The sequence below is a fragment of the Psychrilyobacter sp. genome, from assembly GCF_049671765.1.
Lineage (GTDB): Bacteria > Fusobacteriota > Fusobacteriia > Fusobacteriales > Fusobacteriaceae > Psychrilyobacter.
The window spans coordinates 1-9,448 of the sequence record NZ_JBATVM010000243.1 but is presented as its reverse complement, the minus strand read 5'-3'; the positions used below and the strand labels follow the sequence as shown (position 1 = coordinate 9,448).

At 30.3% G+C, this 9,448-nt stretch carries 9 protein-coding genes; 3 read left to right on the top strand and 6 right to left on the bottom strand.

What is annotated here, in order from left to right; genetic code table 11:
- Positions 1-185, top strand: a 185-nt coding sequence (locus WBG30_RS11795) for a PTS sugar transporter subunit IIA (RefSeq protein ID WP_424504857.1), incomplete at its 5' end; no start/stop codon positions are given.
- A gap of 168 nt (positions 186-353) precedes the next feature.
- A complete protein-coding gene (locus WBG30_RS11790; protein WP_424504856.1) occupies positions 354-2,279 on the top strand; it encodes an amino acid permease in 1,926 nt (641 codons plus the stop codon).
- Positions 2,280-2,362: 83 nt separating this feature from the next.
- On the opposite strand, the gene WBG30_RS11785 is transcribed toward WBG30_RS11790, so the two are convergent.
- Positions 2,363-3,442 (bottom strand): Mu transposase C-terminal domain-containing protein, encoded by a 1,080-nt coding sequence (locus tag WBG30_RS11785; protein WP_424504855.1) that lies wholly within the window; start codon positions 3,440-3,442, stop codon positions 2,363-2,365.
- Between the two features lie 427 nt (positions 3,443-3,869).
- Between WBG30_RS11785 and ptsG the strand changes: the two genes are divergently transcribed.
- Positions 3,870-5,348, top strand: coding sequence for a glucose-specific PTS transporter subunit IIBC (gene ptsG / locus WBG30_RS11780; protein WP_424504854.1), 1,479 nt, complete (start codon positions 3,870-3,872; stop codon positions 5,346-5,348).
- Between the two features lie 58 nt (positions 5,349-5,406).
- Here the strand turns inward: ptsG and WBG30_RS11775 are convergent, their stop codons facing one another.
- From WBG30_RS11775 to WBG30_RS11755, 5 genes are all read right to left on the bottom strand, one after another.
- Positions 5,407-6,429: a hypothetical protein gene (locus tag WBG30_RS11775; protein ID WP_424504853.1), complete on the bottom strand. Its 1,023-nt coding sequence runs from the start codon at positions 6,427-6,429 to the stop codon at positions 5,407-5,409.
- A 26-nt stretch (positions 6,430-6,455) separates the two neighbouring features.
- The gene (locus WBG30_RS11770) at positions 6,456-7,538 is read right to left on the bottom strand and encodes a DUF871 domain-containing protein (RefSeq protein WP_424504852.1); all 1,083 of its coding nucleotides are present in this window, start codon (positions 7,536-7,538) and stop codon (positions 6,456-6,458) included.
- Between the two features lie 23 nt (positions 7,539-7,561).
- The gene (gene celB, locus WBG30_RS11765) at positions 7,562-8,896 is read right to left on the bottom strand and encodes a PTS cellobiose transporter subunit IIC (RefSeq protein ID WP_424504851.1); all 1,335 of its coding nucleotides are present in this window, start codon (positions 8,894-8,896) and stop codon (positions 7,562-7,564) included.
- Between the two features lie 29 nt (positions 8,897-8,925).
- A complete protein-coding gene (locus WBG30_RS11760) occupies positions 8,926-9,225 on the bottom strand; it encodes a PTS lactose/cellobiose transporter subunit IIA (protein WP_424504850.1) in 300 nt (99 codons plus the stop codon).
- Positions 9,218-9,448: PTS sugar transporter subunit IIB (locus WBG30_RS11755; protein ID WP_424504849.1), on the bottom strand; the 231-nt coding region annotated here is incomplete at its 5' end. The genes WBG30_RS11755 and WBG30_RS11760, both read right to left, overlap by 8 nt.

Sequence of the window (9,448 nt, the reverse complement as noted above, 5' to 3'; positions counted from 1 at the left end):
AAATAAAAGCTGTATTTTTATTTGTTAGTAGTCCTAAATTAAATAAACTACACCTCCAGACTCTGGCATCTATAGCAACATTAATTAAAGATGAAAAATTTCAAGAAAAATGGTTAGAAGCCAAAGATGAAGATTATTTAAGAGATCTAATTTTACTTAGAAAAAGAAAAAAGAAAAGAAAATAATTTTTTAAAACGTCACTAGATTTTTGTGATGTTTTTTATTACTACATTATATATTTTATAGTGCTTAATTTTCTCTTAATAAATTAGTTTTTTCTTGATGAATCAGTTTGAAATCCCATAAAAATAGAGTATACTTAGATTATTAAAATATATTAATGAGGTGATGTTATGGAACTTAAAAAAGAACTTGGATTTATGGATGTATTCAGTATTTCATCTGGAGCTATGATTAGTTCCGGTATTTTCATACTGCCTGGAATAGCCTTTAGTAAGGCAGGTCCAATGATGATTTTAGGTTATATTCTAGGCGGATTAATCGTACTTATAGGTACACTTTCTGTTATTGAACTAATTACCGCAATGCCAAAAGCTGGTGGAGATTATTTCTTTATTATGAGAACCCTTGGACCACTTATAGGTACCATATCTGGTGTTCTTAGCTGGTTTGCAATCTGTTTAAAAACAGCTTTTGCAATCTTTGGTATAGCTGGGGTTGTTGGTGGGATTTTCTATGGAGATGCTATGGATCATCAAACCTTAATAGTAATTTCATCTTTAGTCACTACAGTATTTTTAATTTTAAATATTGTTGGAGTTGAAGCCGCTAGTAAATTTGAAACTGTTATAGTTACAGGTTTATTATTATTAATGGGAATGTTTATAGCTGTTGGAATGTTTAATGTTAATCTCGAATATTTTAATCCATTTATTCAAATATATGATGTTGTAAATGGTAAATTAGAATTAGTAAGCACTGGTTCCCCACTTAGCTCTTTAGGAGCAGGCCTTATAGTTTCTAGTGCTGCTCTTATTTTTGTATCTTTTGGTGGTTTACTCACTGTAGCATGTGTCTCTGAAGAAGTAAAAAAACCTAAAAAAAATATTCCTAAAGGATTAATTTCTTCCATAATTGTTATTATATTCGTATATGGTGCCACACTATTTGTTACTGTAGGAGTATTACCAGGAGAAGTATTAGCTAATTCATTGACTCCTATTGCTGATGCTGCAAGGGTCTTAGCAGGGAATCCAGGATATATTGTTATTACCGTTGCATCTTTACTAGCTTTTGTCTCTACAGCAAATGCTGGGATCATGGCAGCCTCTAGATATCCTCTAGCACTTAGTAGAGATAAATTATTTCCTTCATTTGTAGGACAAGTAAATAAAAGATATAAAACTCCTACAGTAGCTATCATCGCTACAGGGTTACTTATGGTCGGATCATTATTATTGCCATTAGAAACATTAGCTAAGACAGCATCTGCAGTAATATTAACAACATATGTTTTGACTAACCTCTCAGTAATTATTATCAGAGAAAGTAATTTATCAAATTACAGACCATCCTTTGTAGCCCCTCTATATCCCTGGGTTCAGATATTTACTATATTTGTATTTATATCTTTTATAGCCCAATTGGGAATAGCTGCTATAGAATCTAGTATTGGTCTTATTTTTATAAGTTTAGCTATTTATTTTACCTATGGAAAGAAAAATTCTAGTAAGGAGTATGCATTATTACATCTTTTAATAAGAATTACTGATAATCTTAAACTTGGGCATAATTTGGAAAGTGAATTAAGAGATATTATTCATCAAAGAGATGATGTTAAACTTACAGAATTTGATAAGATTGTTATGGATGCTCCCATTGTAGATCTGAAAAAGTTTACTAGTTTAGAAGAATTAATTAAAGTAGAAGCAGAAAAATTCTCCACTATTTTAGGGAAAGATAATTTGGAATTAGAAAATCTTTTCTTTGAAAGAGAAAACGACATAACCACTGCTATATCTGGTTTTACAGCCATTCCACATATTGTTCTAGATGATATAGACTCATTTCATATGGCTGTATTTAGATGTAGAGACGGTATTAAATTTAGTGAAAAGCATCCAGAGATAAAAGCCGTATTTTTATTTGTTAGTAGTCCTGAACTAAATAAATTACACCTTCAAACTTTGGCATCTATCGCAACATTAATTAAAGATGATAATTTCCAAGAAAAATGGTTAGAAGCTAAAAATGAAAATTATTTAAGGGATTTAATTTTGCTCAGAACAAGAAAAGAAAAAACAAGTAAAAATAAGTAAAATTTATAATAAAAACGTCACGAAAAATTTCGTGACGTTTTTTAATAAAATTAGATTTTTTGAAATCATTATAACTATATTTTTTAAATCAATGCATCTGTTTGATATACAGAAAATAAGTATTTATTTTTTTGATAAATCTTCAAAATATTTAGATCAAAAACATTGTATCTTAAAGTAACTATTTCCCCTATATATTCTTTCAATACCTCAGCACTGTATAAGTTGTTTTTAAAACGTACCCCATAATTTTGAATTTTTCTATCTGCACTTTCAAATAAAAAATCTAATTTATTAAAATCAAATAATTTATTACTCTCTGGAATGTTTTTTAAAACACCATTACATATATACTTTTCCAGGTTATAGTTTAAATACTTAATAGAAAGAGGTTCTCCTTTAAAAATATTTATAATATCTTTTTCTAAAAATCTAACAAATCTTGTTATTTCCTTATTTTTTTCTAGATTCCCATTGATATTTATATTTAATTCTTTTAAAATCTTAAAAAATTTTTCTTTATTTCCTATCTTAAAATCATCTATAAATATATTCTTTGGTTTTACCAAATAATCTTCTACTCTATTTTTTATAATTGTATCCCTAATAAGCATGAGGTAATGATCTTCCTTAATTTCTTCAGTATAGATCTTATAGTTTAATATACTATCGTCATAAACATCGTATATTATAGCTATATTAGCAACTCCTTCATTAATATTTAAATTTTTAATATGAAATTTTTCAGTCGATATTCTATATATATCATTTTGTTTTTTTATATTAGTTAAGTTTTTATTTACATATTTTTGACTAAATGGATCTAAATTAGTAGCCATCCTATATATAGTGTTGTAACTTAACTTCGTAATATTTTTATTTTTAAAAGCCGTTAAATAATTATTATAAAGGGTTGTTATATTTATATTAGGATTTTTTTTATGTTCTTTTGTTATATACTCTACAATTTTATCATCAGCTTTTCTAAAACTATCCTTATCACTCCTAGTTTTTTTAGAGAGACCCTTAGATCCAAACTCCTTATATGCTTTTATCCACCTTTTAAGTGTGCTATATGGAATCTCATGTTCACTACTAAGTTCTTTCAATTTTTTTTCCTTTTTTAAAAAAGGCTCGATTATACGATACTTATCTTTTTTCATAACTACTCCTATCTTAAATTCGCACAAAACATTTGGTAACAAATCATTTTATTTTGATTCTATGACAAATAATTAAATAAGTCAAATTTTTATAAAAAAAAAAATTTTAAAAATCTTAAAAAAAATTAATATTCAACTATCTACATCAACAAAATAGTGATTTAGTTTTATTCATTTAAAAAAAGGCTCATTTTTTTACAAAAAAATATTGACTTTTTTTAGAAAAAGTTTTATTCTAAAGCATGAAACAAAAAAGACTTGAAAGTTCCCAATTAGAACAACTAGATAAAAAATAAATCAAATATATACATTTTAGAATAAAAAATGTAGTCTTTAAAAAGTATTTTTATTCTCTAAAAAGGAAAACAAGTTTTGAGTTTGTACATAATCACTGTCACTAAAATATATAATTCAGGAGGAAATGAAGATGAAAATGTTTGCACAACTATCAAGAGTCGGTAAAGCACTGATGACGCCTATCGCAATATTACCAGCAGCTGGAATATTCTTAGCAGTAGGAGCACATGCTGATATACCATTAATGAAAAACGCAGGTGATGTTATATTTGGAAATCTACCATTACTGTTTGCAGTAGGAGCAGCTATAGGTTTAGCAGGTGGAGATGGAGTCGCTGGTTTAGCAGGTATTGTCGCTATGTTAATTATGAACGTTACTATGGGAAGTTTAACTGATGCAGCAGCAGGAGTAGAAGCAGGAAACAAAGCATTCGCTTTAGTTCTTGGAACTCCTACACTTCAAACTGGTGTGTTCGGTGGTCTTATTGCAGGTATTATTGGAGCTACCATGTATAATAAGTTCCATAAGACAGAATTACCTCCGTTCTTAGGATTCTTTGCAGGTAAAAGATTAGTTCCTATCATGGCAGCTTTAGTAGGATTTATCGTTGGTATGATAATGCCTTATATCTGGCAACCAATCCAAGCTGGATTAGAATCATTATCTATGATAGCTAATGACCCTAACAACTCAAACTTATCAACATTCATATTTGGTCTAATAGAAAGAGCTTTAATCCCATTCGGATTACACCATATCTTCTATTCTCCATTCTGGTTCCAATTCGGTGAGTATACAAATGCCGCTGGTCAATTAGTTCAAGGAGATAACAGAATTTGGTTTGCAATGTTTAACGATGGAGTTAGAAACTTCTCTTCTGATACCTATGTAGGTGCAGGTAAATTTATGACTGGTAAATTCCCATTCATGATGTTTGGATTACCAGCAGCAGCATTAGCAATGTATCATGAAGCAAAACCTGAAAAAAGAAAATTAGCTGGAGGTATCTTATTCTCAGCAGCATTAACATCATTTTTAACAGGTATCACAGAACCAATTGAATTTGCATTCTTATTCGTAGCACCAGTTTTATATGGTATTCACTGTGTAATCGCAGCAACATCATTTATGGTAATGAATATGTTAAATGTTAGAATTGGTATGACATTCTCAGGTGGAGCTATCGACTATGTTTTATTCGGTGTTTTACCAGGAATAAGAGGAGATTTCGATAATAACTGGTATATGGTAATAGTTGTAGGATTAGTATTAGCTGTAGTTTATTACTTCCTATTCAGAACGGTTATCAGAAAGTTTGATCTTAAAACTCCAGGTAGAGAAGAAGACGATGAAGAGGAACAAATCAAAGTAAGTGGAAGTGAATTGTCTATCTTAGTTATGGCTGCTTTAGGTGGTAAAGATAACTTAGTTACAATCGATGCTTGTATTACAAGACTTAGATTAGAAGTTAAAAATGTAAACGCAGTAAATGATAAAGAATTAAAGCGATTAGGAGCTTCAGGAGTACTTAAAGTTGGTACAAACGGTGTTCAAGCTATCTTTGGAGCAAAAGCTCAATTTATAGCACAAGATTTAAAAGAAATGTAATTTTATACATAGGAAGAGGACAATCCTTAAGGATTGTCCTCTTTTGCTTTTAATTTATTTAGAATCTATAATTAACTCCTACTGTATACCATAACATATCTATGTTTTTAGTTTCTTTAGAAGTTCCCCTATCATATTCCCTATCTTGCCAGTCATAAGCTACTCCTCCATCTACAGACAATTGATCATTTATCGTATAAGCTGCTAACAGCTCTGCTCTTATTCTATAATCACTTGTGTAGTCATAAGTCTTAGATGCTTCCGATAGATCTCTTACTAAAGAATATCTAACTCTAGGCATAATTGTTAATTTGTCTGTAACTTGATAGATACCCATTAATCTAATTTGATGGTCATACATAGTCTCATCGTTGTTGTTATAGAACTCTCCTGTTGAATAGAAAGTAGGTCTAAGTGCAAAATTATCTGTTATTGAGAATGTAGGTCCTAAATCTCCTTCATAATAATTCCCCTTGTTTTTAGATCCATTATTACTATCAACATCATGACCTACTACAAACCAACCAGAAGCATATTCATATGAAGAATCTATTCCTAATTCTACCCTATCTCTATTTCTATTTTGCTCTGCTGCCCATGCATCTCTTTTTTTAGTTCCTCTTTCACTTCTATACTTAAAAGCAACCCCAATTTTTGGTGTAGCTTGATACCTAACTTTATAGTCTACTCTTGTGTTTTGACTGTCTGCACCATTTGAATTAACATGTCCTGTTCCTCTCTGCTCAACATTCAAATGATAACCCCAGTTTCCTTTAACAGCATTAATCCCTGTTCCAAACATTAAAATATTTTCACTTTCACCAAAATCTTTAGATCCTAAATCATATTTTTCTCTTTCTATATAAGTTCTAGCTGAAATTTGCCAATCCTCACCTTGATCACCTTGTTTAATAAGTTCTGTTCTACCACTATCCTCTGATTTTAATACGGTATTTGCCAATTTTTCTTTTAAAGTAGTATTTTCAGCTTTTAACTGTTCCATTGTTTGAGGAGTGTCCTCAGCGAAAGCACTTGCTCCTAAAAATACAATTAACCCCAACATCGATATTTTTTTTTTCATTTTGAACCTCCATAATTAATTAATATTTATCTTAATTTAAATTTTTGCCATGATTTAATATTATCTATAAAAATAAGATTATCTCCACGAACTCTTCCTATCACATTGCTATTGCCTTCATTTTGATAATCTCGTAAAGCTATATGCAGTTCCCCTTTGTACCTATTATAATTTGAGTTTTCTATTATCACATCTCCTCTTTTAATACTTCTTGTATTTTTAGAAGGTATTTCATAAGTTTGGTATTTTACTCTAGGCATAGTAGATCTTATAGTATATTCACTGGCATCTCCTCTATAAAAATGTAGTTCATCGTATAAAATTTTAGCCTCTGTTTCAGAAACTTCAACCTCTAATTCTATATCTAACGTCAATAACCCTCTCCTAATGTCCCCTAATGCCTTCAATTCATCCTCTGAGGCAAAACAATTAGCTATAATAACGTCATCTACCATATCAGTATTCCAAAGATCTCTTGCCTGTACTGTGATATCATCTATATACCTATGCTCTTCTAATGTACATAACCCCTCTGAAACTGGCCATGGACCAAAGGTAGCAGCTGTAGAATTTATAAATGCAGCTACCCTTATTCCATTTTTTTTATAATTTTTAGAAGTTTCTAAAAATAATTCTCTCTTTAAACCACTTCTTTTTTTAGGATAAAAATTATGGCATCCTAAAATATTATGAGTATCGGCACAATATGATAATATGTTTTCTAAATATCTATTTGGTTGACTGACGTTTAATTCAATCATCAGATTTTCTTTATTATAAGTCATCATAGCTTCTTCTGCTCCAGAAAACCCTTCATCTAATCTCAATCCATCTACACCCATCTCACGAAAAAATGATAGATCATCATAAGATATCTTTAAATCTTTAAATACAGATAGAGCTACATCTACTATTACTTCAAAATTGTACCCTTTAGCATATGAAATTATCTCTTTAAACTCTCTAACTATTGACTCTTGATCTCCTTTTACAGATAATAGACAAGTAAAAATCCTATCAAAACCATATTTTGCTGCTGTAGCTATGTAGTTTTTATTTTCTTTCAAACTAGCATGCTCGGGATATACCGATATTCCTAATTTTCTCATTTCATGACTCTCCCTTTTAATTTTTAGTTTTCCAATTCTAAAGATTTTTCATATACTCTTACAAAAGGTGTATATATGAAGTAAGATAACGTAACTAGTCCAATACTAAGTATAAATGCTCCTACACTAAAATTTGTTGCTAATAAGGCTGCTATTGGTCCTGGAGTTGTCCATGGTACTAAACTTACTATTTTCCCTACTAGTCCTGTTTTTACAGCATACCAAGCTATGGTAGCATTAATCATAGGGACTCCTAAGAAAGGTATAAATAAAATTGGGTTCATAACTATGGGAGCACCAAATATTATTGGCTCATTTATATTAAATAATCCTGGAATTGTTCCTAATCTTCCTATTGACCTTAAATGATCTGTTTTACTTCTAGACATGGCTATTGCAAGTCCTAAAGTTGCTCCAGCTCCTCCTAAGTATACAAAAGCATCTAAAAATCCTCCAGCTAATATTTTAGGTATTTTTTCTCCGGCTTGAAGTGCAGCTTGATTAACTGCTAAGTTAGATAAAATAATTGGATTTATAATGGCTACTACTACATTTACTCCATGTAACCCAGCAAACCATAGTATATGAACCACTAAAATAATTAATAAAACTGCTGGTAAACTATCTGAAGCAGATATAAATGGCGCAAAGGTATCCATTATTAATTTGGGAATCATCTTTCCAGTACTCTGAACCCAATTATTAAGAGGTTGAAGAATTATTATTACTGCTATAATCGGTGTTAATAATTCAAATGATTTTGCAATTGCTGGTGGTACAGAATCAGGTAACTTTATTACCATTTTTTTTGTAGCCATAAACCTATATATCTCAATTGCTATAAATGAACCAATGATTGCTGTGAACAATCCATTCGCATCTAGATATCTAGCATCCATTACTGGCATCCATCCACCATCTACATGAAATACATTCATTACTTGAGGATCTTTTGCCATAGGGACCCAGTCTAACTTTGCCGAAGTCATAAGGAAGGTAAATAATGTTAAAAATCCACCTGTAATTCCATTTAACTTATATTGGTTAGATAGACTATACCCTATTCCAAAGGATACAAATAAGGACATAACTCCCATACTTACATAAAATGGTTGAACCCAATTAGCTTTATGAGCACTCATCAAATCAACATACCATTGCATATATAGCGGTGATGCTTTATCTGTAAAAGGTAAATTAACTAAAAGTAATATAAATGATCCTACTATTAAAAATGGCATGGCATATACAAACCCATCTTTTAGTGCTGTAAGGTGTTTTTGGTTAGCCATTTTAGATGCTAGTGGCATCAAATGCTTTTCTGTAAATTTTGTAAATTTATCCATAAATTTATTCATTTCTTCCCCCTATATTAATATATTTAAGATTAAATAATATCTAATAATATTTCTACCAAAGAAATAATCGTCTCAGCTGACATATATTGATCTTCAGCATGGGCAATTATTAAATTTAACTCTACTACCACATTATCATCGTCTTCACATTCTGCTGTGACATATTTATGATGTACCCCATGTGCTTCTAATAATAATTGTTTAGCTTCTAATAACCCGCTTTTGTCTTTGTTTCTAAGAGCTTCCAATGCTATACTTTTAGCAGTTCCTGCCATTGCGATTATTGGCATAAAACCTTCTATCAATTCTTCCTTTGTAAATTTACTCATGTTGATTACCTTCTTTCTCTATTAGTTCTAAAGCAAAATCTAATATTTTTTCACCTTTCATCATTCCATAGTCCATACTATTGATTACTTCTACAGTTTTATTAACTTCTTTAGCTAATGTATTTAATTCATCTTTCTTAAACCTTACTTGTGGACCTAATAAGAATACATCATACTTATCTAGGTTAGAATAAAATTGCTCCAACCCCATTGCTTCTATCTC

Coding starts and splice junctions, on each gene's coding strand:
- WBG30_RS11790 (WP_424504856.1), top strand. CDS start 354: ATGGAACTTAAAAAAGAACTTGGATTTATGGATGTATTCAGTATTTCA.
- WBG30_RS11785 (WP_424504855.1), bottom strand. CDS start 3,442: ATGAAAAAAGATAAGTATCGTATAATCGAGCCTTTTTTAAAAAAGGAA.
- ptsG (WP_424504854.1), top strand. CDS start 3,870: ATGAAAATGTTTGCACAACTATCAAGAGTCGGTAAAGCACTGATGACG.
- WBG30_RS11775 (WP_424504853.1), bottom strand. CDS start 6,429: ATGAAAAAAAAAATATCGATGTTGGGGTTAATTGTATTTTTAGGAGCA.
- WBG30_RS11770 (WP_424504852.1), bottom strand. CDS start 7,538: ATGAGAAAATTAGGAATATCGGTATATCCCGAGCATGCTAGTTTGAAA.
- celB (WP_424504851.1), bottom strand. CDS start 8,896: ATGAATAAATTTATGGATAAATTTACAAAATTTACAGAAAAGCATTTG.
- WBG30_RS11760 (WP_424504850.1), bottom strand. CDS start 9,225: ATGAGTAAATTTACAAAGGAAGAATTGATAGAAGGTTTTATGCCAATA.